The 22,646-nt window shown below is 66.1% G+C and carries 24 protein-coding genes and 3 pseudogenes; 19 read left to right on the top strand and 8 right to left on the bottom strand.

Annotation, left to right across the window (positions count from 1 at the left end; genetic code table 11):
* Positions 1-159: 159 nt before the first annotated feature.
* The 3 genes and pseudogenes from E3O47_RS16625 to E3O47_RS13225 all read right to left on the bottom strand — a co-directional run.
* Positions 160-348, bottom strand: a pseudogene (locus E3O47_RS16625) (recombinase family protein); the annotation flags it as partial.
* Positions 349-623: 275 nt separating this feature from the next.
* On the bottom strand, positions 624-1,622 hold the full coding sequence (locus E3O47_RS13230; protein ID WP_134420818.1) for an acyltransferase family protein: 999 nt from the start codon (positions 1,620-1,622) through the stop codon (positions 624-626).
* A 218-nt stretch (positions 1,623-1,840) separates the two neighbouring features.
* Positions 1,841-2,275 (bottom strand): DUF1232 domain-containing protein, encoded by a 435-nt coding sequence (locus tag E3O47_RS13225; protein ID WP_134420816.1) that lies wholly within the window; start codon positions 2,273-2,275, stop codon positions 1,841-1,843.
* Between the two features lie 561 nt (positions 2,276-2,836).
* Here E3O47_RS13225 and E3O47_RS13215 point away from each other — a divergent pair.
* The 3 genes from E3O47_RS13215 (at position 2,837) to E3O47_RS13205 (ending at position 4,368) form a co-directional block, all read left to right on the top strand.
* Positions 2,837-3,313, top strand: coding sequence for a glycosyltransferase (locus tag E3O47_RS13215; protein WP_134342722.1), 477 nt, complete (start codon positions 2,837-2,839; stop codon positions 3,311-3,313).
* Entirely contained in the window at positions 3,310-3,882 is a 573-nt protein-coding gene (locus tag E3O47_RS13210; RefSeq protein ID WP_134420814.1) for a GtrA family protein, read from the top strand. Before E3O47_RS13215 ends, E3O47_RS13210 begins: the two co-directional genes overlap by 4 nt.
* Before the next feature lie 87 nt (positions 3,883-3,969).
* The gene (locus E3O47_RS13205) at positions 3,970-4,368 is read left to right on the top strand and encodes an ester cyclase (RefSeq protein WP_198411506.1); all 399 of its coding nucleotides are present in this window, start codon (positions 3,970-3,972) and stop codon (positions 4,366-4,368) included.
* A gap of 271 nt (positions 4,369-4,639) precedes the next feature.
* On the opposite strand, the gene E3O47_RS13200 is transcribed toward E3O47_RS13205, so the two are convergent.
* On the bottom strand, positions 4,640-4,900 hold the full coding sequence (locus E3O47_RS13200; RefSeq protein WP_134420812.1) for a hypothetical protein: 261 nt from the start codon (positions 4,898-4,900) through the stop codon (positions 4,640-4,642).
* A 416-nt stretch (positions 4,901-5,316) separates the two neighbouring features.
* On the opposite strand from E3O47_RS13200, the pseudogene E3O47_RS13195 reads away from it, so the two are divergent.
* Both E3O47_RS13195 and E3O47_RS13190 read left to right on the top strand, forming a co-directional pair.
* Positions 5,317-5,535 (top strand): annotated as a pseudogene (locus E3O47_RS13195) (recombinase family protein); the annotation flags it as partial.
* A 55-nt stretch (positions 5,536-5,590) separates the two neighbouring features.
* Positions 5,591-5,968: pseudogene (locus tag E3O47_RS13190) on the top strand (transposase); the annotation flags it as partial.
* Between the two features lie 103 nt (positions 5,969-6,071).
* On the opposite strand, the gene E3O47_RS16055 reads toward E3O47_RS13190, so the two are convergent.
* Positions 6,072-6,368 (bottom strand): hypothetical protein, encoded by a 297-nt coding sequence (locus E3O47_RS16055; RefSeq protein WP_166785397.1) that lies wholly within the window; start codon positions 6,366-6,368, stop codon positions 6,072-6,074.
* 1,182 nt (positions 6,369-7,550) lie between these two features.
* Here E3O47_RS16055 and E3O47_RS13180 point away from each other — a divergent pair.
* The 9 genes from E3O47_RS13180 (at position 7,551) to E3O47_RS13140 (ending at position 14,756) form a co-directional block, all read left to right on the top strand.
* Positions 7,551-8,708 (top strand): NAD(P) transhydrogenase subunit alpha, encoded by a 1,158-nt coding sequence (locus tag E3O47_RS13180; RefSeq protein ID WP_104099785.1) that lies wholly within the window; start codon positions 7,551-7,553, stop codon positions 8,706-8,708.
* Positions 8,708-9,031 (top strand): NAD(P) transhydrogenase subunit alpha, encoded by a 324-nt coding sequence (locus E3O47_RS13175; protein ID WP_104099771.1) that lies wholly within the window; start codon positions 8,708-8,710, stop codon positions 9,029-9,031. Before E3O47_RS13180 ends, E3O47_RS13175 begins: the two co-directional genes overlap by 1 nt.
* Positions 9,028-10,401: an NAD(P)(+) transhydrogenase (Re/Si-specific) subunit beta gene (locus tag E3O47_RS13170; RefSeq protein WP_104099770.1), complete on the top strand. Its 1,374-nt coding sequence runs from the start codon at positions 9,028-9,030 to the stop codon at positions 10,399-10,401. The genes E3O47_RS13175 and E3O47_RS13170 overlap by 4 nt, the downstream gene beginning before the upstream one ends.
* A 103-nt stretch (positions 10,402-10,504) precedes the next feature.
* Positions 10,505-11,116 (top strand): hypothetical protein, encoded by a 612-nt coding sequence (locus E3O47_RS13165; protein WP_104099769.1) that lies wholly within the window; start codon positions 10,505-10,507, stop codon positions 11,114-11,116.
* A 215-nt stretch (positions 11,117-11,331) separates the two neighbouring features.
* On the top strand, positions 11,332-11,925 hold the full coding sequence (locus tag E3O47_RS13160) for a copper resistance protein CopC (protein WP_134420808.1): 594 nt from the start codon (positions 11,332-11,334) through the stop codon (positions 11,923-11,925).
* 88 nt (positions 11,926-12,013) lie between these two features.
* On the top strand, positions 12,014-12,559 hold the full coding sequence (locus tag E3O47_RS13155) for a copper chaperone PCu(A)C (RefSeq protein WP_104099767.1): 546 nt from the start codon (positions 12,014-12,016) through the stop codon (positions 12,557-12,559).
* Complete coding sequence (locus E3O47_RS13150; RefSeq protein WP_241986204.1) at positions 12,556-13,818, top strand: Dyp-type peroxidase; 1,263 nt, start codon at positions 12,556-12,558, stop codon at positions 13,816-13,818. Before E3O47_RS13155 ends, E3O47_RS13150 begins: the two co-directional genes overlap by 4 nt.
* 87 nt (positions 13,819-13,905) lie before the next feature.
* Complete coding sequence (locus E3O47_RS13145) at positions 13,906-14,505, top strand: DUF308 domain-containing protein (protein ID WP_104099766.1); 600 nt, start codon at positions 13,906-13,908, stop codon at positions 14,503-14,505.
* Positions 14,502-14,756 carry a hypothetical protein gene (locus E3O47_RS13140; protein WP_104099765.1) on the top strand — a complete coding sequence of 85 codons (255 nt, stop codon included), beginning with the start codon at positions 14,502-14,504 and terminating at the stop codon, positions 14,754-14,756. The genes E3O47_RS13145 and E3O47_RS13140 overlap by 4 nt, the downstream gene beginning before the upstream one ends.
* A gap of 112 nt (positions 14,757-14,868) precedes the next feature.
* On the opposite strand, the gene purB is transcribed toward E3O47_RS13140, so the two are convergent.
* Both purB and E3O47_RS13130 read right to left on the bottom strand, forming a co-directional pair.
* Positions 14,869-16,251: an adenylosuccinate lyase gene (gene purB, locus E3O47_RS13135; RefSeq protein WP_134420806.1), complete on the bottom strand. Its 1,383-nt coding sequence runs from the start codon at positions 16,249-16,251 to the stop codon at positions 14,869-14,871.
* Positions 16,248-16,775, bottom strand: a complete 528-nt coding sequence (locus E3O47_RS13130) for a low molecular weight protein-tyrosine-phosphatase (protein WP_104099783.1) — start codon at positions 16,773-16,775, stop codon at positions 16,248-16,250. The genes purB and E3O47_RS13130 overlap by 4 nt, the downstream gene beginning before the upstream one ends.
* 180 nt (positions 16,776-16,955) lie before the next feature.
* Between E3O47_RS13130 and E3O47_RS13125 the strand changes: the two genes are divergently transcribed.
* On the top strand, positions 16,956-17,282 hold the full coding sequence (locus tag E3O47_RS13125) for a hypothetical protein (RefSeq protein ID WP_134342717.1): 327 nt from the start codon (positions 16,956-16,958) through the stop codon (positions 17,280-17,282).
* Positions 17,279-18,781 (top strand): hypothetical protein, encoded by a 1,503-nt coding sequence (locus tag E3O47_RS13120; RefSeq protein ID WP_134420802.1) that lies wholly within the window; start codon positions 17,279-17,281, stop codon positions 18,779-18,781. The genes E3O47_RS13125 and E3O47_RS13120 overlap by 4 nt, the downstream gene beginning before the upstream one ends.
* A gap of 18 nt (positions 18,782-18,799) precedes the next feature.
* Here E3O47_RS13120 and E3O47_RS13115 read toward each other — a convergent pair whose 3' ends face one another.
* Positions 18,800-19,192 carry a phage holin family protein gene (locus E3O47_RS13115; protein ID WP_104099761.1) on the bottom strand — a complete coding sequence of 131 codons (393 nt, stop codon included), beginning with the start codon at positions 19,190-19,192 and terminating at the stop codon, positions 18,800-18,802.
* A 99-nt stretch (positions 19,193-19,291) separates the two neighbouring features.
* On the opposite strand from E3O47_RS13115, the gene E3O47_RS13110 reads away from it, so the two are divergent.
* From E3O47_RS13110 to E3O47_RS13100, 3 genes are all read left to right on the top strand, one after another.
* Positions 19,292-20,395, top strand: a complete 1,104-nt coding sequence (locus E3O47_RS13110; protein ID WP_134342716.1) for a histidinol-phosphate transaminase — start codon at positions 19,292-19,294, stop codon at positions 20,393-20,395.
* A 40-nt stretch (positions 20,396-20,435) separates the two neighbouring features.
* Positions 20,436-21,527: a thiamine pyrophosphate-dependent dehydrogenase E1 component subunit alpha gene (locus E3O47_RS13105; protein WP_104099759.1), complete on the top strand. Its 1,092-nt coding sequence runs from the start codon at positions 20,436-20,438 to the stop codon at positions 21,525-21,527.
* A gap of 119 nt (positions 21,528-21,646) precedes the next feature.
* Positions 21,647-22,606 carry an alpha-ketoacid dehydrogenase subunit beta gene (locus E3O47_RS13100; RefSeq protein WP_233191201.1) on the top strand — a complete coding sequence of 320 codons (960 nt, stop codon included), beginning with the start codon at positions 21,647-21,649 and terminating at the stop codon, positions 22,604-22,606.
* Positions 22,607-22,646 lie beyond the last annotated feature (40 nt).

Here is a 22,646-nt window from a genome sequence, read left to right as displayed (position 1 = left end):
TTGTCTTCTCACAGCAGAGCAGTCCCGTGACCGCCAGCGCTACCATGTACCCGGAAACGTGCTACCAACTCGCCGGACTACCGCTACCACCAAGCGCTACTCGCCATTTCGTTCCCCGACGCCACGTTCGCGCAGGTCGTGGATCATGTTTAGCGTGTCTCAAACAGTTCGGCCGAGACGGTCCAGGGTGTGCACCACGATTACATCGCCGTATCGAGCGACTTCGAGAGCCGCCGTTAGCCCCGGTCGGTTTGTCGTCGAGCCTGATTTCTTGTCGACGTAGACCTGATCGGCGGGGATCCCGACGGCGCCGAGCGCGTCGAGCTGCCGGTCGAGGTCTTGCTTGGCAGTCGAGACGCGAGTTTAGTTAATATCCACAGCGGCCGTACCGGAAGTCGTTTTTGTACGAGAGAAACGAAAGACCTTTTCGAACCTAACTTTTGGAACGAATTTCCACAGCGTGTCGAAATTCTAAACTCCGCCGTAGGAGGCGTTCCACTTTCAAGGATATGGAACGGTTCGGCTTCGAGGCTTTACGTTCAGTTCGGCACTCGGATTGAAAGTCGTTGCGGCGTCCGCGGCGCAGCGTTCCGAGCTCGCATGTTTACGCCATTCTCCTCTGGTCAGTGTGCTGGCTTGAGGCCGGTGATAGCGCGGCCGTGGGGGAGGCGCAGCAACAGCAGTCCCACCGGCCAAGCGATTCCGATCGTGAGCAGGTAGACCACGGGTTTCGATAGACCCAATGAGTGGAGGCCTGTGACCACCGCAGGGTGGATAAAGAGCACCGTTAATGACGCCCGGGCAAGTTGAGTGACCGCTCGCGAGAGCTGGCCAATGCCGCCGACTCGGCTCTTTCGTCTGACACTGGGTTTGGCATCCTCCCCAACAGAATCGCCGCCCAGCAGACCCTCTGTAATGAGAATGAAGCCGAAGGAAAGTGCGACGGCCACCACTATGCTCACGACCGGGGTACCCACATCGAGCCGCTTCAAATCAAGCGGCTGCGACCATCCCAGAACGATGAGGGTAAAGGAAACCGTAAGCAACACGACACCAGTGACAATCGGGTGCCGCACCATACCCCGGGCCCGCCGCATCGAACGCCCGGCAACGATGAAGATGATGCACGCAAGGGCGAGCCCCAGGCTCAACGGCAGGAATCGTGCAGGATGTCCCGGGATGTACGCCGCCGCGATGAAAAGTATCGCGGCGATGGCCCACTGCCCGGGTAGCGGCAACCGTGACACAGGCCAATAGATGACAGCGGCGAAGAACAACGCTGTCACAAACCACATCGCCCAAAAGGGCCCATCGGTCGCGAACTGGCCGCCCCAGAGAAGGTGCGCGAGCCTGATCGGATCGAAGCCGCCCTCCACACTTTCGGTCCCTAAGGTGACCGTTCCAAGCAGCACGAGCCAGACCGCGTAGGGGATGAGGAGGGACCTGACCCGGTTCCTAACCTCCCGGTTGAACGACCGACCGACCTTCCAGAGATAACCGGAGAGCAAAAAAAAGATCGGTACATGCCAACTGTAAAGAAATGGTCGTGCTGGACCGTCTACCCAGATGTGGCCGGCCACGATTGCGAGCATTGCGAACACGCGCACAGCGTCGAGGGACACGGAGCGGCCTCCGTGGAAGCCAGCACGGACGCGCGCTCCCGTCGATAGGAATTTTTTCTCGTTGGTCCCACCGTCGTCTTGCCCGCTACTGCTGATAGATCTTCCTCCCAATATTCACTGGCAAGTCGTCATCGTTCGACCATGGACGAGGACATAGGTGATGTCCAACAAACTGTCCAGCGCAACTATCGGTGCGGATGCATCGTACCTTCGGCGCCTCAAACCCCATGATGATCAGATGTCTCCCCTTGGTGCAGGCCAGCTAGTCGCAGTACCGCGGCTAGTCCTTCCGGCGCACCAGGCCAGTGGCGTTTGATCGCGACGCTACCTGCTTGTTGGGTCGCGAACTGCAGCGCGATCGCGACAATAAGGGCGCCGTCAGCATATCCCAGAACCGGGATGAAGTCAGGGATCACATCAATGGGAAATAGAAGGTGAAAGAGAAGAATGTGGAGCCATATTCGCACGCCCATGGACACTGAATGATCGCTCGCGAGCCGCCGAAGGAGATGCGAAGTATCGGGCACGAGCCGCAACAAATCCTTGAGCGATGCACCTCTTAGGTGACGCGTGGATTCAATCCAGAGGAAAAGCACGAGCGCGAGCCAGAAGAGTGCGAGGCTTCCCAGGGCGCTAGCGCGAACTGCCACCATTCAGTCATCATTCACGCCCCCCGTGACGAAAACCACGAGCGTCTTAGCGTTCGTCGCAGCAAAGTATTCCAACTCCAATCGCATTCCAACCGACTATCACCCACTTCCTCGTCGGCCTTGGCGGTTATTGCTGTGAACCGAGATGGGGTCCACCAGTTGTACCGACTCAAGTGTGTCCCACTCGGCGCTGCTTGGCGTTTGTCGAGCCGACCGCTGGTGAGCCCGCCCTTGACACGGGCGTCGATGGCTCTCTCGGTGAGCGTTGGCTCTCTCACTTTCTTCTCACGGTGGTGTCAATAGCGTCAGTTTTATGACAAAGATGGCAATAACTATCAGGGGCCTGTTGCGGTCCTTCGGTTCCCGGCGGCGTTAGCCGACCTCGCTCTCGAGGTGCCGATGGGAGAAGTATTCGGGTTGCTCGGGCACAACGGGGCGGGCAAGACCACGTCGGACTGGCGTAGCTCGCGATAATCATCACCGCCCACCGGCTCTACCTCGCCTCCCGCTAGCGGCGAACAAGAACGCTCGCCTCGCCCCGGACAGGAAAGGAATGACCCGCTGATGGCCGTTTCGATCGTGATACCCACCTACAATGTGGCACCGAGCATCGCTGAGCTCGCCGCACGGATTAGTGACGCCACAACCAATTACGACGCGGAAATCATCTTCGTCTCTTCGGACGACACACCGCAGGTAATAGTTCACGTCGGCAACACCGCCCGCCTCCCCGTCCGCATCATCCACCGAAGTACACCCACCGGCGGCTTAGCGGGCGCGGTCCTCGAGGGCATTGCCGCCAGCGACGGGAAGGGGTGCATCGTGATGGACGGCGATCTGCGGCACCCTCCCGAGATGATTCCGATTCTGCTAGCCGCAGCTGCTAGCGAACACGAAGATGTGGTTGTCGCCTCCCGGAACCTTGACGACGGTTCATCCGGCGGGCTCGCAGGCGCATCCCGCCATATCGTCTCCACCGCAGCAAACCTCCTGGCACGCGCAATGCTCCCGTCAGGCTGCAGAACTGCACCGACCCGATGACAGGCTTTTTCGCCGCACACCGCGCCACCATAGATATATCAGCGTTGCAGCCACGAGGATTCAAAATACTGCTCGAGATTCTGGCCCGCAATACGGTCACCGTGGTGGAGGAACCGTTCGTTTTCGACGAACGACAAGCCGGTGTATCCAGAGCCGACTTCCAGCAAGGGGTCCGCTTCGTCACGCAACTTGCCGCACTCCGCTTCGGTCACCTTTCCGGCTTCGTCAACATCGGCGCAGCTGGCGCGGTAACGAACCTGCTCATCATGGCAGGACTGCAGGCTCTCGGCGTGTGGTACATCGCTGCTGCAATCATCTCTGCAGCCGTCACAATCGTCGGCAATTTCCTCCTCCAAGAGCGATTCGACTTCCGAGACCTCCGAGGACCTGCCGCATCCGGATGTATCCGATTTGCCCGATCCTTCGCCTTCAACGGCGTCGAGGCGACGGTTCGCACCGCTGTGCTCTGGGCCGTCGTCGAGACAACGACACTGCCAGGAATTGCAATGCAGGCCGTCCTCATCGGCATCGGATTCATGCTCAGATTCTTTCACCACTCCCAACGTTGAACGTCAACGGCGGTATGGTCACCTCGTGGCCCACACAAACCCATCCATGATTAATTCTGGGAAGAGAGCGAACACATGAGTCAAGAAGTGAATATTGCTGCACAGCAGAAGTTTGGTGACGCCGTGAACAGCGGAGAACTCGACCTTCTCAATGACCTCGTGGCCGAAGACGCAGTCGACAACGACCCGGCCCCGGGCCAGGGCCCGGGCCACGCAGGCTACAAAGCGTTCTTCGGCGAGATGATTGCCGCTTTCCCCGACCTGCACATCGAAGTCGAGCGCCTCGTCGCGAACGACACCGACGTCGCATTCGCGTACACTCTCACCGGCACCCACCAGGGCCCTCTCATGGGCCACCCGGCTAGCGGGAAAACGATGTCTGTTCGTGGCATGCAAATCAGCCGGTTCGAGAACGGGAAACTTGTCGAGCGTTGGGGTAGCAGCGACGAACAGGGCATGCTCCAACAACTCGGCCTGGCACCGTAACCTGCGATAACTGGCGTGCCTAATCAGAAGGAGTAGGGCGGAGGACGCTTATTTGACTATGGTTTATGACGCGAGACGGCCTTGATCGCGCCCTGGGCACGCAGGCAGAACTGTACTGGTGTGCCTGGTAGCGCCTCCGATCCGTCAACGCTGGCGCGTAGGTAGGGGTGGCTCGTAAATTCGTTGCCGCTACCAACATTGCGCGTATCGTTTTGCCGCGCGTTTTGTTGGTCTTATGAGGACGAGCTGACCTAGCGGATCTTACGGGTAATCAGCTGACGGAGGCTTCTGCGGCGCTGCGAGATGACGGCCCAGGCAGTGGACACAGCACGATGAATTTTGTTGTACCCGCCAGCTCGTTGAGTGCGGCGGCGTGGCTCCAAAGGAAGATCCATATTTTGACCATGGCTGTGTCGGCCGACGACGGCATTGCAAACTTGTACATGCAGATTGCATAGGTTTCGGTGACGGAGGCGTCATACAAGGAGCCGAAGGCGAGTGCGTCACCGGCGGCTACTTGTTCGAGAAGCAAATGGTCGCCGGCACCGTCACGGGGGGACGCGGCTCCGTCTCGGCGGTGGCCATGGTACGGTCCCGGACGCTCGAATGACGAGTGTAGACAAGGCACTCCCTGGATGTGGTGAGTGAATCCGCTGACAGGGCCTAGAGCAACGCAAAAAATCTATGTGACCCAAATGGGTGTGTCAAGCCGGTTGATGACTCAGAAATCGGTCACAAATAACTGCCGAAACAACGCCCTTGACCATTGAGACTCACAGGCCTCGGTTTCAGCATCTGCAGGATATTAGTAATTCTCGTCAATTTGGCTTGCGCGCTGATCCTTTGCAACACGTGAAATGCCTGGCGGATTATGTGACAAATTTCGGGTTTCTGGGCGATACGGACGTGATGTCACGTAATCGAACGTTTAGATGACAGGGGTCGAGCATGCACGTCGGATGCATGCGCGTGTCAAAAGCTGATGGCTCGCAGAGCACTGATCTACAACGAGACGCACTCCTGGCTGCCGGCGTCCCTGCAGGGGATCTCTACGAGGACCGGGTATCCGGCAAGAAGGACGGACGGCCACACCTGGCGGCCTGCCTGAAGGCGCTGCGTCATGGTGACACGCTCCTGGTTCGGAAGCTGGACCGGCTCGGCCGAGACCACGATCATCCCGACCTCGGGCCCGGGGCGGCAATCGACACCACCACTGACCGTGCGGGTCGTGGGCTACACGATCGACGACGGACGCGACAACCCTGACGCCGACCGGCTGCTGACCACGATCCTTGATCCGGCCGAGGCCTCCGCGGAAGAACTCGCGACCGTGTATTCCGAACGGTGGGAGATCGAGTCCGTGTTCGACGAGCTGAAGTCTCACCAACGCGGTCCGCGCATGGTGATGCGGTCCAAATTCCCCGACCTGGTCAAGCAGGAAATCTGGGGGCACCTCTGTTGCCACTACGCGATCCGCACCCTCATGGTCGAGGCCGCCCAGCATGCTCACCGCGACCCTGACCGGGTCTCCTTCATCGCCGCACTCCGCATCGCCCGCCGTTCCGTGGCTCAGGGCGCTTTTTTCCCCTCCGCGCCCTGACTACGCCAAAGCGGTCTGGCGCCATGCGGTACGCGCCCTGATCCGACGGCTGAACCCCGCGCGACGACGGCGTTCAAACCCTCGCGTCATCAAACGCAAGGTCTCAAAATGGCCCGCCAAACGCTTCCACCACGCGCACTGGCCACAACCCCTCCACGAGCCAGAAATCACCACTCAACCGCTTAAATGAACGGTTTTGGGCTTGATACTCGAACCACCGGCCGTCGGCTTCAGAGATCCGAAATAACGCCCTTCGAATTGGCACCGTAACCTCGCAGCGAGGGAAGTTTTCACGGTGAGTGCTTTCGTCGCAGAGACCGCCGCCGGGAACACTCTTACCCGGATTGCACAGGACGCCGGATTCGGAAGAACCACGCTTTTTCGGCAATTTAAGGAACATGGAATCCAGCCACCTCCTTGTGGTCGTCGCCCGAAAGACATTTCACGGGAGTTTCCCGTGCGGCACTACGTCGACCAGGGTGAGTCCGCCCGGGAAATTGCAGCGATCCTCGGGATGAGCCCGAGTGCTGTCCTCCGTAGACTCCGTCGGGAAGGCATCCAAACGCGTCCAAGAGGCGGCGCGAGGCTCATACCAGTTCAACTTCGTGCTTCGGACTCACGGGTGGACTCGCCTTCCGCCGAAAAGTTGGTCGTGACACGCCACACTCTCGATTCTGGCATCGAGAGACGACGCATTTCGTAGCAGGCATGGAGCGTCCAAGCGCTAACGATGCAGCGGGTCTAGCTTCTTACAAGTTTCTGCTGCAGTGGATGTTGCATTAGCCGGTGTGCCGACTGGCGGCTGTGGAACGGTCACGATGGATCGAGTTGTGTGTCCTTCCGGATCCTTCTTGGCGCGAGCTCTCCGACACAACAAGATGATTGAGTTGACAACCACCGTGCCCAGGCCAATGACATAGCCAGGGATCCACCAGGCGCTCGACCGGTCCTCCGATCCCGGTGAAGTTGACGCAGCCGCGATGAAGCTCGCGCCCAGCGAAACGAACATCAGAGTTCCACCGGCCGTTAGCACGCCAACTTGAATCCGGTCAGCAGTTAATGTCCATGAAGAAGATGCTTTGACATAGTTTCTGATCAGCTGCGATCTCACTTCGCTGAGGGCGCTTGGTCTGGACCAGAGAGCTTCTCAATCGCAGACGTGAGTCGTTCAATTCGACCTAGACCGACGTTCGGCATGAAGGCGCCACTGACTGAGACGCCTATCGCGACGGCGGCTGTGATTGAAGCCACGATGCTCGGAATTTCCTCAACTGCTGACATGCCATATGGGTATTGCCGGGTGATCTCACCCCTTGACCACCTGCAGGACAAGGTTGAGACACGGTCGAGGATAGTGACAGGAAGACGGGGATTGGCGCGGTGACAGGTGCACAGAATTCGCCGTGATTTCGGCAGTAGCCAATGACAACTGAGTCAGGAACCTACACACCCGCCGCAACGCGGTCATATTCTCCGGGCGGCACGCGAATCCCACTACGCTACGAACGGGGACGAAAGTGCCGTGCAAGCGTTCGGATCGGTCCGTTCTCGCTCGTGGCCGTTCGCCACGAAGGAGACGCGCGTGAGAGTCGGCATCGGACGAGAACGCCTGCAAGGTGAGCGCCGCGTCGCGGCGACCCCCGAGACAGTGACCCAGCTCACAACCCTTGGACTCGAGGTCCTGGTTGAGTCCGGTGCGGGCGCCCCTTCCGGTCACGGCGACGCCGCCTACACGGATGCCGGTGCCGCCGTTGTGCCGCACCTCACCCCGGGCGACCTCGATGTCTACTGCCACGTGCGCCCCCTCGCCCCGGAGTTCGCGGCTGCTCTCCGCCCCGGCACGATTACGGTCGGCCTGGCGTCGCCGGCCTCCGAGCTGGCCACCGTCGCCGCCCTGGCCGCGGCCGGCGCGACGGCCTTTGCCCTCGAGCTGGTTCCGCGCATCTCGCGCGCCCAGTCGATGGACGCGCTCACTAGCCAATCGCTGGTCTCCGGCTATCGCGTAGTGCTCGAGGCGGCCATCCGATTCCCCCGCTTCTTCCCGCTCTACATGACCGCGGCCGGTACGATTCCGCCGGCTCGAGTGCTCGTGCTCGGGGCCGGCGTGGCCGGACTGCAGGCAATCGCCACGGCCAAGCGCCTTGGTGCCCGGGTCTCGGCCTACGACGTGCGCCCGGCCTCGGCCGATGAGGTCACCTCCATGGGTGGCACCTTCGTCGACCTCGACCTGGACGCCGTCGAGGGTACGGGTGGCTACGCCCGGGAGCTGAGCGTAGACCGTGCCGTGCGCCAGCGCGAACTGCTTGCACCCTACGTGGCCGCAGCCGACGTCATGATCACCACGGCGGCCATCCCCGGTCGCGCGGCCCCGCTGCTCGTCACGCACGAGATGGTGGCCGCGATGCGTCCAGGCTCGGTCGTGATCGACCTGGCCGCCGAGACCGGCGGGAACGTCGAGGGTGTTCTCGCCGGTGTGGACACCCTGGTGCCCACCCAGGTCGGTGACGGCTCCGTCACGCTCGTGGGCATGAAGGACGCCCCCTCCACGATGCCGGCGGACGCCTCGCGGCTTTTCGCCAAGAACGTGGCCAACCTGCTCGCTTTGATGACCGTCGACGGCACGGTGACGCCCGACTTCACGGACGAGGTCGTCGCCGGGGCCTGCCTGACGCATGACGGCACCATCCGGCACGAACCCACGGCCGCCGCCGTGGCCGCCGCCGCGACAGGAGAACACTGATGGATCCAATCACCCTGCTGACCGTCGTCGTGCTGGCGGTTTTCGTCGGCTTCGAGGTCGTCTCGAAGGTCTCGAGCACCCTGCACACCCCACTGATGAGCGGGGCGAACGCCATCCACGGCATCATCCTGATCGGAGCCATCATCGTCGCCGGGCAGACCCTGGAGCCGTGGCTGCTCGCGGTCGCCCTGCTCGCCGTGGTGATGGCCACCGCGAATCTCGTCGGTGGCTTCGTCGTGACCGACCGGATGCTCAAAATGTTCGCCCCCCGCAAACCGGCCGGCGCCGGCCCGAAGACCGATCCGAAGGACGCGACGAAATGAGCCTGCTCAGCCCCGAGTGGACCAGCCTGCTCTACCTGATCGCCGCGGTCTGTTTCATCTTGGCCCTGCGCGGGCTCTCCTCGCCGAAGACCGCCCGCCGCGGCAACCTGATCGGGGCCGCCGGCGCGCTGCTGGCCGTGATCACCGTCTTCCTCTCCGCCCGGATCGAGAACATCCCGGCCATCCTCATCGCCATCGCGGTGGGGTCGGCGATCGCCGCCCCCATCTCGCGGCGCGTGGAGATGACGCAGATGCCCCAGCTCGTCGCGCTGTTCAACGGCGTCGGCGGCGGTGCCGCGGCACTGGTCGCCATGCTGGAGCTCGGCAGCACCGACAGCCCGTGGAGCAAGGTGGCCGTGGTCTTCACGATGCTCATCGGCGCCGTCTCGTTCTCCGGCTCCGCGGTCACCGTCGGCAAGCTGCAGGGTCTGATCAGCTCCAGGCCTCTCATCTTCCCGGGCCTCGCGATCGTGATGGGCGGCATCGTGCTGGCCGCCCTTGTGGCCGGAGGCTTTGTCGTCGCCACCGGTGCGGCCGGTTGGGCTATCGGTCTGCTCGTGCTGGGACTGCTCGTCGGGGCACTGCTCGTGCTCCCCGTCGGCGGGGCCGACGTGCCGATCGTGATTTCCCTGCTCAACGCCTTCACCGGACTGGCCGTCGCGGCCTCCGGCATCGTTCTCGGCAACCTGCTCCTTGTGGTGGCCGGCACCCTCGTGGGCGCCAGCGGCACGATCCTGACCCGGGCGATGGCATCCGCCATGGGTCGCGGCGTGAACGGAATCCTGTTCGGGGCGTTCAAGGGCGGTTCCACCGCCGGGTCGACCGCCCAGAGCGACCGGCCCGTGCGCAGCTCCAATGCGGAAGACGTCGCGGTGCTGCTCAACTACGCCCAGCGCGTGGTCATCGTGCCCGGCTACGGCCTCGCCGTGGCGCAGGGCCAGCACACCATCGCCGAACTCGCCACCACCCTCGAGGCGCGCGGCATCGAGGTCGTCTTCGCCATCCACCCGGTGGCCGGGCGCATGCCCGGGCACATGAACGTGCTTCTCGCCGAGGCGAATGTGCCCTATGAGGCGCTCAAGGAGATGGCCGAGGTCAACCCCGAGTTCAAGAACACGGATGTCGCCCTCGTCGTCGGCGCCAACGACGTGGTCAACCCGGCCGCGAAGACGTCGCCCGGCTCGCCGATCTACGGCATGCCGATCCTCGACGTCGGTGATGCCCGGCAGGTGGTGTTCCTCAAACGGTCGATGCGTCCCGGTTTCGCCGGCATCGAGAACGAGCTGCTCTACGACCCGAAGACGACGCTGCTGTTCGGCGACGCCAAGGACTCTCTGACGAAGGTGCTCGGCGCGGTCAACGCGCTCTGAGTTCGGTACCCGCCCGGCCCCGGCGCACAGGTCAGGGCGGTAGGGTTCAGTCAGGGATCCGACCCTGATCCCGATTGGGGCGGTTCCGGTGCGAGGGAGGGCCATGACGAGCAGGTGGGCGCGATTCGGTCGCGGATGGCTGACCGCATCCGTCGCCGTCTTCGTCGCCGCCCTCTCGCACATCGCCGGCGGCGGCAACGCTCCCGGCTGGCTCAGCGTGGGTCTGGCCCTCGCCTTCGCGGGGATAGCGTCCGTACTGTTGGCCGGCACAAGCTTGTCGCTATTGCGTCTCTCCCTCTCCGTCGGGGTCAGCCAGCTTCTGCTGCACGTTCTGTTCGGCCTCGGCGGGGCCTCGAGCACGACGATGACGAGCACCTCCCATCACGGAGCCGTCACCCTGGCGGACGCGACCCCCCACCTGATGCACGCGGTCGGCGCCCTGCCTGGTGGCTGGATGTGGGTGGCACACGCCTTGGCCGCCCTCGTCACCATCGCCGCCCTGTACCGCGGCGAGAAGACGTTCTGGGCGCTGCTCGAGGAGACGACGATCCGTCTCATCGCGGTCCTGATCGAACGCCTCGCTCCGGCGCAGATCGGAACGGATGCGGCGACGCTGCGCCCTGCTTTCCGCCGGGTCTTCGTTCCTGCCGATCTCGGCGTGCTGCTCTCCAGTGCGCTCCGCCGCGGTCCGCCCCCGCGCGCCCTGGCACCGTGAGGCTCTGACCTTCTCACTCGTGCGCTCTGATCCCGATGCGCTGCACCCTGCGCGCGACCCGCTGACCCGCTGACCCGCTGACACCTGGCCCGAGTGATTCCGTTCGACCTCGGTGAGGTCGACGGCGTCTGCGCACCCGGCCACCGGCACATCTGTGCCCGGTGAATCTGCCGTCGCACCGCCCCATCTCTTCCCTCCACGAATCGGAGATTTCAATGATTTCTGCCCAACCGCGACGCCCGGCAGCCGCCGTTTTCCTGACCCTGGCCGTGATCGCTCTGTCCATATTCAGCCCGGTGGCTCCGGCGGCCGACGCCCACGACCAGGTGGCGTTGACCGTGCCGGCCGACGGTGCGAACGTCGACCTCGCTCCCGCCGAGATCGCCATCACGTTCACGGACGACATCCTCGAGGTCGGCGCCATCGTCATGGTTGTCGATACCGAGGAGAAGAACTGGGCAGAGGGCGACATGCGGCTCGACGGGCCGCAGGCCACCCAGCCGGTGGCGGCCGACCTGCCCGACGGTGCCTACGACGTGCGCTGGCGGGTCGTGTCCGCCGACGGTCACCCGGTCTCTGGCGCCTTCGCCTTCACCGTGGGCACCGCGGCCCAGCCTCGATCACAGTCGACTGCGGGTGCAACCGCGGCGCCGGACCCGTCCGGCGACGCGACATCCGCCGCCTCGGAAGAGACCGCCGACGGAACGGGACTCTCGGTGGTCGCGGTGGGGCTCTTCGGTGCCTTCGGTGGACTGGCCGCCGTCGCCCTGTTCATTGCCTGGCGAGCCAGGCGCCGCGGCAACCCGTGAAGCACCTGAAGCACCTGAAGCACCTGAAGCACCTGACACGCCGCATCGTTTCCCGAGCACCCAACGCACCAGACCAGGAGAACCCCTCATGAAGCTCAACACCGTTCCCACCCGATTCGTCGTTGCCGCCGCCGCTCTGATGCTGGCCCTCTCGGGCTGCGCCGGCGCGACCGAGGCACCCGCGGCGACGACCGACAGCGCCACCTCGGCCGACACCCTGGCCATGACGGATGCCTGGGTCAAGGCGAGCGAGTCCGGCATGACTGGCGCCTTCGGCCTGCTCGAGAACTCCGGACCCGACGACATCACGGTCGTCTCAGCCGAGACATCCGCAGCCTCGATGATCGAACTTCACGAAACCGTGGCCAACGACGCCGGCGACATGGTCATGCAGGAGAATCCGGATGGCTTCGTGGTGCCGGCCGGCGGCTCCATCGAACTCATCCCTGGCGGCCGCCACATCATGCTGATGGGGCTCACCGGCCCGCTCGCCGCCGGCGATGCGGCCGCCTTCACCCTCGACCTCGCCGACGGGTCGAGCCTGGACTTCTCAGCCCCGGTGAAGGACTACACCGGGGCCAACGAAACATACGAGGGCGACACCGAAATGGACATGGATACCGACAGCCAGTGAGTTCCCTCACAGAGAATGAACGGAGTGGACCGCCCGAATCGTCCGTGCAGTCGGGCCGCCGGCTCAGCCGGCGCCACCTTCTTCTGGGTGGTGCCGCCGCCGGGATCGGTGCGGCCGGAGCCATGGGCATCGACCTCGTGGCCAAGGCCGGGATCGGCGGCTCTGCGGCTCCATCGGTACCGCTCTTTCGCGGCACCGACGCCGTTCCCTTCTTCGGGGTGCACCAGGCCGGGGTGGACACCGACCCGCAGGCCCGGGTCACGTTCGTGGCGCTCAACCTGCCCGCGCAGATCGACCGGGCCGCGCTGCGGCGGATGATGCGCATCCTGACCGACGATGCCGCCCGGCTCACCCAGGGCGAGGGCGCCCTGGCCGACTCGGAACCCGAGCTGGCCGTCGTGCCGGCCCGGCTGACGGTCACCTTCGGCTTCGGGCCCGGCCTCGTCGCCGTCGCCGGGGGAGAGGCTCCCGGCTGGCTGAGGCCCCTGCCCGCGTTCACGATCGACCGGCTCCAGCCGGAGTGGAACGACGGTGACCTGCTGCTGCAGATCGCCGCCGACGACCCGATGACGGTCGCCCATGCCACCCGGATGCTTCTGAAGGACCTGCGCTCCTTCGCGTCGGTGCGGTGGGTTCAGTCCGGCTTCCGCCGAGCAGCCGGTTCGGAGAAGCCCGGCACCACCATGCGCAACCTGTTCGGCCAGGTGGACGGCACCGCGAACCCGGCCGCCGGAACGGCCGACTTCAATGCCCTGGTCTGGGGCACGGCCTCCGGTCCCGGCTGGCTGGTGGGTGGAACCAGCCTCGTCCTGCGCCGGATCAGCATGAACCTCGACACGTGGGACGGGCTCGACCGCTCGGGCCGCGAGTCCGCGGTCGGACGCACTCTCGCCGTCGGGGCGCCGCTCACGGGCACGAAGGAGCGCGACGAGCCCGACTTCACGGCGACGAACGCGCTCGGGTTCCCGGTCATCCCCGAGTACTCCCACCTGCGTCGCGCCCGGTCGGAGGACCGGTCCCAGCGCATCCACCGCCGCGGCTACAATTATGACGACGTGCCTCAGGGTTCCGGCGTCTCCAACTCCGGACTGCTGTTCGCGTCTTTCCAGGCGGATGTCGACGCGCAGTTCGTGCCCATCCAGCAGCGCCTCGACACCCTCGACCTGCTCAACCAGTGGACCACCCCGATCGGTTCCGCGGTGTTCGCGATTCCGCCGGGATGCGCAACGGACGGCTACATCGGCGACACCCTGTTCTGACCGATCTGCGCACCGGGGCCCAGCGGGCGGCCAGGACCGCCCGCGTAGACTGTATTCGTCTCAACCCGCAATGAAAGAGGTCGTCGCGTGGCGAACGCCCAGGCTCCACACTCCACCACCGGCCGGTACTGGCCGGTGCCGGTGCTGCGGGCCGCCCTCACCCTTGTGCCGGCGGCCGCGATTACCTTCAACGCCGATCATTCGGCGGAATTCGGCCTTCTCGTGTTCGGCGTCTTCGCGCTTCTCAGCGGCCTCACGGTGGGTCTGCTCAGCCGGCGCACGCTGGCCGATCCGCGGGAGCGGTCCCTCTTTGTGGTGCAGGGCGCCGTTGGTGTCGCCGCCGGCCTCCTCGCGCTGCTCTTCCACGCGGGCGGGCTCGGTTTCTTCCTCCTCCTGGTCTCGGTCTGGGCGGCGGTGACCGGTTTTCTCGAGCTGTACAGCGGCATCCGTGCGCGTCGGCGCGACCCGGCCGACCGTGACTGGCTGCTGGTCGGCGCCGTCACCGCCCTGCTGGCCGTGATCTTCCTGCTGCTGCCGCCCAACGCAGTGGTGTCGGTCGGCCTGTTCGGCGCCTACCTCGTGATGCTCGGCGTCTACCTCGCCATCGCCGGGTTCTCCCTCAAGTGGTCCGGCACGGATGCCGCCCGCGCCCTCACGGCCTCACCCAACGATTCGGACACCCTGTGACCCAGAACACCCCGCGCACGCCCAGCCGTTCCGAGAAGCTCAAGCCGATCGAACTCGTCGGCTTCTCGGCCGTGATGGCCGTGTTCCTCGGCCTGGTCGTGCTGATGAGCACCCGGGACGTGGTGCTGGCGTTGATCGGCTTCGGCGGCACGTTCATCCTCGTGCTCGTCGTGATCGCGATGCTCGTGCTCGGCATGAAGCCGAACCCGGCCGAGAGGTCCGACCTCGACGAGCAGGACCGCGGCCTCTGAACGGAGGCGCCGTGCGTACTCCGACGCCACGAGCATTCTGACGCCGCGCGTGGGGTGCGCCGCTGCGCACGTGGCACGCCACCAGCGGAACGGCGCAGCACCCGCGCAGCCGCTAGGTCAGGTAGTCGAGAAGCGGGTCCGCGAGACCCACGTAGCTGCCCGGGGTCAGATCGAGCAGCCGCGCCTTGGCGGCGTCGCCGATCTCCAGTTCGGTGACGAAGGCCACCAGATCGTGCCGGTTGATCCGCTTGCCCCGGGTGAGTTCCTTGAGCAGGGCGTAGGGGTCCTCGATCGTAGAGCGCCCCGCCGACACCTCGGCGCGGATCACGGTCTGGATCGCCTCGCCGAGGATCTCCCAGTTGGCGTCGAGGTCGCGGGCGAGCATGGCGCGGTCGATGTCGATTTCGCCGAGGCCGCGCAGGATGTTGTCGAGGGCGAGCAGGGAGTGTCCGAAGCCCACGCCGATGTTGCGCTGCGTGGTGGAGTCGGTCAGGTCGCGCTGCAGCCGCGAGGTCACCAGTGTCGCCGCGAGCGAGTCGAGGATCGCGCTGGACAGCTCGAGGTTGGCCTCCGCGTTCTCGAAGCGGATGGGGTTGATCTTGTGCGGCATGGTCGATGAGCCGGTGGCCCCGACCTGCGGGATCTGGCGGAAGTAGCCGAGCGAGATGTAGGTCCAGACATCCGTCGCCAGGTTGTGCAGCACCCGGTTCGCATGGGAGACGCGCGAGTAGAGCTCGGCCTGCCAGTCGTGGGGCTCGATCTGGGTGGTCAGCGGGTTCCAGGTGAGCCCGAGGCCCTCGACGAAGCCGCGCGACACGGCCGGCCAGTCGACGGCGGGATCGGCCGCGACGTGGGCGGCGAAGGTGCCGGTGGCACCGCTGAATTTGCCCAGGTACTCGCTGTCCTCGACCTGCTGGGCCAGGCGCTCGAGCCGGTAGACGAAGACCGCGAGCTCCTTGCCCACCGTGGTGGGTGTCGCCGGCTGGCCGTGTGTGCGGGCCAGCATGGAGTCGGCGCGGTATTCGAGGGCGCGCAGGCGCAGGGCGCCGATGACGGCGCGGAATTTGGGCAGCCAGACCTCGCGCACAGCGTCGCTCACGGTCAGCGCGTAGGACAGGTTGTTTATGTCCTCGCTGGTGGCGGCGAAGTGGGTGAGCTCGCTGATGTGGTCGAGGCCCAGCGTGCTCAGGCGGCGGCGCACGAGGTACTCGACGGCTTTCACGTCGTGCCGGGTGGTGGCTTCCAGCACGGCCAACTCGTCGATCTCGGTCTGGCCGAAGTCGGTGACCAGAGCGCGCAGGCCGAGCTTCTGCTCCGCGTTCAGCGGTACGGAGCCGAACAGACTGCGGTCGGTGAGGGTGATCAGCCACTCCACCTCGACCTGCACCCGGGCCCGATTAAGGCCTGCCTCGGATAGGTACTCGCCCAGTTCGGTGACGGCGGCGCGGTAGCGGCCATCGAGTGGGCTGAGGACCTGGGGCGGTAACGGACTCATCGGACTCCCTGTCGGATTGCGGGTGCAAGTTGCGCGAAGAGCGCTTCATTTGCGCTTTCAATCATGCCAAGAACCGTGTCAAAGAAAGCATCGTCGGAATAGTAGGGGTCGGGAACGTCCAGCAGGGCAGCCTGGGCCGCATCGAAACTGAGCAGCAGGCGCACCTTGCTGCGGTCACGCTCGGTCGTGGCCCAGTTGCGCAGGATGCGTTCCTGCGCGCGGTCGAGCACCACGACGAGGTCGAGGTCGGCAAACCACTCGGGGTCGAACTGGCGGGCCCGATGATGCCTGCCGTCGTAGCCGCGGGTGGCCAGGGCGGCGATCGTGCGCTGATCCGCCTGCTCGCCGACATGCCAGTCGCCGGTGCCGGCGGAGCTGGTGGTGATCAAACGACCCAGGCCGGAGCGCGTGATCAGATCGCGAAGCATGACTTCGGCCATCGGCGAACGGCAGATGTTCCCGGTGCAGACGAAAATAATGCGGAACGGTGTCGACTCATCGGGTGTGATCGACACAATGTCCATCTCCCCATTGTGTTGCACCCGGCCCCCTCCCCAGCCGCCGTCGTGCGGCATGTTCCGTGAACTCTCGGATTCATAGCGACCACGTCTGCCGGGGGTGGCACGCTCACTGGCAGCGAATCCGCAGCGCGCAGAAGGGCGGAGATGGAGATTCCGGGCGGCACCAGCTCGACTTGCACGATCGTGACTCATTACGCGCTGGAGGCGCGCCTCGACGAACTTCGGCAGCGACGGATGCTGCTGCGCCTGCTGCGCGACGACGTCGACATGGCGGCGGGCCGGCTCACGGCCGGCGACCTGACCGGCTCGTGGCGCTCAGAGGCCCAGCGGAACTACGACCGTCAGCGCAGCGACCTCGCCGGCGAACTCCGCCGAGCCGCCGGGCTCCTCGACGCCGCCCTCACCGAGGTGGTGGCCGCGATCGATCAGGGCGGGGCTGCTCTGGCCGAGGCCCGGGCGCCGGTCCCGACCCTGGCACCCGGCCCGGCTCCAGCCCGGGCGGTGCGATGACGGGGGAGCAGCCTGGCGGCCCCGGCGACACCCTGATCGTGTCCGGCGGCGGGAGCACGCTCGTCGCCACCGACACGCTGCTGGCCGAGGCGGCGCGGCTGCGGCTGCTTCAGGGTGACGCCGAGGACTGGCTGGTGCGGGTGGCGCGCATCCAGGCACTGGATTCCGACCAGCCCCTCGGTCCGGTGATGAGCCTGCCCAACGCCGGGATGAACGTGTTCGCGGCCCGCTCCGCCCTGGAGCGAGTCGCGGAGCGCAGCCAGACCCTCGCCGACGCTCTCATCGCGGCGGCGGAGGGCTACGGCAGGGCCGAGCGCCTGCGGGACTGGGGAGCAAGCCTCTCCGGGGCCTGGCTGGGCTCCACCCTCGGGCTGCTGGCACCTCTTCTGGCCCTGGCGGCCGTGCCCGGCCTCACGGTCGGCGTGGTGGGGTTGGTGCTCGGCGGTCTGCTCACCGGCCGGCGTCCGGGAGACGCGCCCGCCGAGATCGGCGCCTGGGTCCACGCGCATCCGCGGGCCCTGACCAACCCGGTCCTGGTCGAGGCGGTGCGGGTGATCGTCTCCTCGGCCGACGACGCGGCCACCGGTCGTGCCGGGGTGCCGTTCCCGGTGTCACTGGCCCTCGGCGACGAGGGCCTCGGCCTGCTCGGTGTCACGACGACCGCGGCGGGCCTGGTCGGGCTCGCCCGCCCCCTCGGCCTGCTGCGCGAGACTCCCGTGTCGGTGGAGCGGCTCGACGGTGGGACCCGCCCCCTCGGCCCGCCGCCTGCGGGTGCCGCGCGGCCCGGCGCCGCTCTCCCCGGCCGACCCGTCGCTCCGCCGGCCGGCTTCGAGGACCTGGCTGCCCGCATCCCCTCGGTGTCGGAGGACGCCCCGCAGGTGCGCATCGAGCGTTATGGCGGTCCGGACGACGCATCCTGGGTGGTCTACATCGGCGGCACCGCGGCGTGGAGTCCGGTCGCCGGTGAACAACCGTGGGACCTCACCTCCAACCTCGTCGCCCTCGCCGACCAGGGCTCCGGCTCCTATCGGGCGGTCGTCGATGCCCTGCGGGAGGCCGGGGTGGCGCCGCGCGACCCGGTGGTTCCGGTGGGTCACTCGCAGGGCGGGTTGGTCGCGGCGCAGCTCGCGGCGTCCGGGCACTTCAACACCGTCGCGGTGGCGACCTTTGGGGGACTCACCGCCCAAGTGGCCCTGCCCGCAGACGTGGAGGCCGTCATGGTCGAGCACACCGACGACCTTGTCCCTGCCCTGGGGGGAACGGCCACCGGCGACGATGAGCGCCTGGTGGTGCGCCGCGAGGTGTTCGCTGAGACGGAGGTGCCGGTCGACCGGCCGCTGCCGGCTCACGCCCTCACCGCCTACCGGGAGACCGGGCGGCTCATGGACGGCTCCGAGGAACCACGATTACAGGAGTTCCGGGAGACCCTCGGGAAGATCCTCGGCAGGGAAGCTGGCGAGTCCTCCCGGTGGCGGGGCTTCCGCCTGGCCGACGGCTGACCCGACGGCTGGAGATCGCTACGAGCGGGGGGTGACCGGTCGGATCAGCACGCCGAGAATCCAGCTGATGATGCCCAGCACGAGTGCGCCGAGCACACCCCACCAGAAATCGTCCACCACGAGCCCGAAGCCGACCAGGCCCGAGAACCAGGCCACGATCATCAGCAGGAAACCATTCACGATCAAGGAAATCAGGCCGAGCGTGAGGATGTAGACCGGGAACGCGACAACCCGCACGAAGCCCCCGATCACACTGTTGACGAGGCCGAAGACCAGCGCGACCAACAGATAGGTGGCGATCAGGGCGGTCGTGCCCTCGGCGAACGGATCGACCCGCACCCCGCTGACGAGCAGGGTCGTGAGCCACAGGGCGACGGAGTTGAGGATCAGCTTGATCAGGAATCTGGCCATGACTCCACTATGGCATCGCCGGTGACTGGTCGCACGGATGGGCCAGCCCGGGGCCTAACCATGCGGCCACGTGAATATGCCGCGGCGTAGAATCGCCGAGTGAGCCCATCAGACCCGCCCTCGGTCCGCCTGCGCCCCGAGATTGTCGCCCTCCCGGCCTATCGGCAGGGTCAAGCTGCCGCAGCCAGTGCGTTCAAACTCTCGAGCAACGAGAACCCCTTCGATCCGCTGCCCGGCGTCATCGCCGCCGTGAACGCCGAGACCGCGTACAACCGGTACCCGGATGCCTCGGCGCTGGCCCTGCGCGAACGGCTGGCCACGCAGTTCGGCCTGAGCGTCGACGAGGTGCACATCGGTGCCGGCTCCGTGGCCCTCCTGGCCCAGCTCATCCTCGCCGCCGCGGGACCGGGTGACGAGGTGCTCTACTCGTGGCGCTCCTTCGAGGCCTACCCCGGTCTGGTCACCGTCGCCGGTGCCACGAGCGTGCAGGTTCCGAACCGGGCCGACCATCGCCACGACCTGCCCGAGATGGCCACCCGCATCACGGACCATACCCGCGTCGTCATCATCTGCAGCCCGAACAATCCGACCGGGACTGCCGTCACGGGCGACGAGTTCGAATCGTTCATGGCCGTCGTCCCGCCGGACCTCCTCGTCATCCTCGATGAGGCCTACTGCGAGTTCGTCACCGACCCCGAGGCGGTCACCGGCCTGCCACTGCTGTCCCGGTTCCCGAACCTGGTCGTGCTGCGCACTTTCTCCAAGGCCTACGGCCTGGCCGGCCTGCGCGTCGGCTACGCCCTCGGTCCCGTCGCCGTGCTCGATGCGGCGAGGTCCACCGCGATCCCGCTCTCGGTCACAGGTGTTGCCGGCGCGGCCGCGATCGCCTCTCTCGACGCCGCCGACCAGCTGCTGCGGCGGGTGCGTGCCCTGACCGAGCGGCGCGACCGGGTCTGGCGCCTGCTGAGCGAGCAGGGCTGGAACATTCCGGTGCCTCAGGGAAACTTCATCTGGCTGCCCACCGCCGAGGACACCGCCGACATCGCCGATGTCCTGTCGGCCGTCGGCCTGATCGTGCGCCCGTTCCCCGAGGGCATCCGAATTTCGATCGGTGAGGAAGAATCCGTGGAGAAGCTCCTGGGTATTTGCGCCGACATTGTTGACGATCTACCAACGGGGCACCCTGCCCGAGGGCTAGGTTAGTACGGTGTCAGCGACCCCGAGTGCCTCTCCCACGGTGCGAATGCTCTCCCCGGAGGGTGTCTTCGCCCCGAGCGATTCCGCGGCCGAGTTCCTGCCCTACCTCGATCGACTGACCGAGGCCGACCATCGGCGGTTCTACCGCGACATGGTGGTGGTGCGCCGGTTCGACACCGAGGCCGCGAACCTGCAGCGGCAGGGCCAGCTGGCCCTCTGGGTGCCCAGCCACGGCCAGGAGGCCGCCCAGGTCGGCTCCGCCTACGCAACCCGGCCGCAGGACCACGTGTTCCCGTCCTATCGCGAGCACGTCGTCGGCATGATCCGCGGACTCGACCCCGTCGATATCCTGCGGATGCTGCGCGGTGTCACCCTCGGCGGCTGGACCCCCGAGGACCACGGCAACTTCCACCTGTACACCCTTGTGCTGGCCTCGCAGACCCTGCACGCCACGGGCTACGCGATGGGCATGCAGCTCGACGGCGCGACCGCGACCGGCAATCCCGAGACCGACCAGGCCGTCATCGTGTACTACGGCGATGGAGCTTCGTCGCAGGGCGACGCCAACGAGGCGCTCGTCTTCGCCGCCAGCTACCAGACCCCGCAGGTCTTCTTCCTGCAGAACAACCACTGGGCCATCTCAGTGCCCGTGACCCGGCAGTCCCGCACTCCGCTCTACCTGCGTGCCGCCGGCTTCGGCATGCCCGGCACCCAGATCGACGGCAACGACGTGCTCGCCAGTTTCGCGGTGACGGCCAAGCACCTCGACGACGCCCGCGCCGGCCACGGCCCCGCCCTGATCGAGGCCCTGACCTACCGAGTCGGTGCCCACACCACGGCCGACGACCCCACCAAGTACCGCGACCCGGAACAGCTGGCCTACTGGGTGGCCCGCGACCCGATCGTGCGCTTCCGCAGCTACCTGCAGGGCCTGGGGGTCGAGCCGGAGTTCCTCGACGCCGTCGACGAGGAGGCCGACGACTACGCCGCGGATGTGCGCCGCCGGGCCCTCGACATCCACTCCCCGGAGAAGGCTGTCATCTTCGACAACGTCTACGCCGAACCCCACCCGCTGATCCAGGAACAGAAGGCCTGGCTCGACCACTACGAGGCATCCTTCGAAGGAGGCGACGCGTGAGCGACACGATCGTGACGAGCACCACCGGCCTCGCCACACCGACCACCGCGATGCCGACCCCGGGACACCCGGCCGCCGCCAAGCGGGCCATTCCCGGCACCGGAACGGCGAACCTGCCCATGACGAAGGCCCTCAACGCGGGCCTGCGCCAGGCCATGCGCGACAACCCCCGGGTGCTGATGATGGGCGAGGACATCGGCCCGCTGGGCGGGGTCTTCCGCGTCACCGAGGGTCTGATCGCCGAATTCGGCGACAAGCGCGTGCTCGACACCCCGCTGGCCGAGTCCGGCATCATCGGTACGGCCATCGGCCTGGCCCTGCGCGGCTACCGCCCGGTCTGCGAGATCCAGTTCGACGGGTTCGTCTTCCCCGGCTTTGACCAGATCACCAGCCAGCTGGCGCGGATGCGCAACCGGCACGAGGGTGAGGTCTCCATGCCCGTCGTGATCCGCATCCCCTACGGCGGCCACATCGGGTCGATCGAGCACCACCAGGAGAGCCCGGAGACGTACTTCGCGCACACGCCGGGCCTGCGCGTGGTCAGCCCGTCGAACCCGCACGACGCCTACTGGATGTTGCAGGAGGCCATCGCCTCCGACGACCCGGTCATCTTCTTCGAGCCCAAGAGCCGCTACTGGCCCAAGGGTGAGGTGAACCTTGCCGAGAGCGGCACGCCCCTGCACGCCAGCCGCGTGGTACGCAGCGGCACGGATGCGACGGTCGTCGGCCACGGCGCCATGGTCAGCGTCCTGCTGCAGGCGGCGGATCTCGCGGCGGCGGAGGGAACCAGCGTCGAGGTCATCGACCTGCGTTCAATCTCGCCGATCGACTACGGTCCCATCCTCGCATCGGTCGAGAAGACCGGGCATCTGGTCGTCGCCCAGGAGGCCCACGGCTTCGTCAGCGTCGGATCGGAGATCGCCGCGACCGTCATGGAGAAGGCCTTCTACCTGCTCGAGGCTCCCGTGCTGCGCGTCTCCGGTTTCGACACCCCGTTCCCGCCGGCCGCCGTCGAGACGCACTTCCTGCCCAGCCCGGATCGCGTGCTCGAGGCCGTCGACCGCGCCCTCTCCTACTGATATGAGTCGCACCAGGGCTTCTCGCCTCACCAATCGCAAG

Source organism: Cryobacterium sp. TMT2-17-1 (assembly GCF_004402765.1).
Lineage (GTDB): Bacteria > Actinomycetota > Actinomycetes > Actinomycetales > Microbacteriaceae > Cryobacterium > Cryobacterium sandaracinum.
This window is presented reverse-complemented; position numbering and strand designations above follow the sequence as displayed.

Coding starts and splice junctions, on each gene's coding strand:
- E3O47_RS13100 (WP_233191201.1), top strand. CDS start 21,647: ATGACGAAGGCCCTCAACGCGGGCCTGCGCCAGGCCATGCGCGACAAC.
- E3O47_RS13175 (WP_104099771.1), top strand. CDS start 8,708: ATGGATCCAATCACCCTGCTGACCGTCGTCGTGCTGGCGGTTTTCGTC.
- purB (WP_134420806.1), bottom strand. CDS start 16,251: ATGAGTCCGTTACCGCCCCAGGTCCTCAGCCCACTCGATGGCCGCTAC.
- E3O47_RS13115 (WP_104099761.1), bottom strand. CDS start 19,192: ATGGCCAGATTCCTGATCAAGCTGATCCTCAACTCCGTCGCCCTGTGG.
- E3O47_RS13215 (WP_134342722.1), top strand. CDS start 2,837: ATGGCCGTTTCGATCGTGATACCCACCTACAATGTGGCACCGAGCATC.
- E3O47_RS13120 (WP_134420802.1), top strand. CDS start 17,279: ATGACGGGGGAGCAGCCTGGCGGCCCCGGCGACACCCTGATCGTGTCC.
- E3O47_RS13105 (WP_104099759.1), top strand. CDS start 20,436: ATGCTCTCCCCGGAGGGTGTCTTCGCCCCGAGCGATTCCGCGGCCGAG.
- E3O47_RS13155 (WP_104099767.1), top strand. CDS start 12,014: ATGAAGCTCAACACCGTTCCCACCCGATTCGTCGTTGCCGCCGCCGCT.
- E3O47_RS13160 (WP_134420808.1), top strand. CDS start 11,332: ATGATTTCTGCCCAACCGCGACGCCCGGCAGCCGCCGTTTTCCTGACC.
- E3O47_RS13130 (WP_104099783.1), bottom strand. CDS start 16,775: ATGGACATTGTGTCGATCACACCCGATGAGTCGACACCGTTCCGCATT.
- E3O47_RS16055 (WP_166785397.1), bottom strand. CDS start 6,368: ATGTTCCTTAAATTGCCGAAAAAGCGTGGTTCTTCCGAATCCGGCGTC.
- E3O47_RS13225 (WP_134420816.1), bottom strand. CDS start 2,275: ATGGTGGCAGTTCGCGCTAGCGCCCTGGGAAGCCTCGCACTCTTCTGG.
- E3O47_RS13170 (WP_104099770.1), top strand. CDS start 9,028: ATGAGCCTGCTCAGCCCCGAGTGGACCAGCCTGCTCTACCTGATCGCC.
- E3O47_RS13165 (WP_104099769.1), top strand. CDS start 10,505: ATGACGAGCAGGTGGGCGCGATTCGGTCGCGGATGGCTGACCGCATCC.
- E3O47_RS13210 (WP_134420814.1), top strand. CDS start 3,310: ATGACAGGCTTTTTCGCCGCACACCGCGCCACCATAGATATATCAGCG.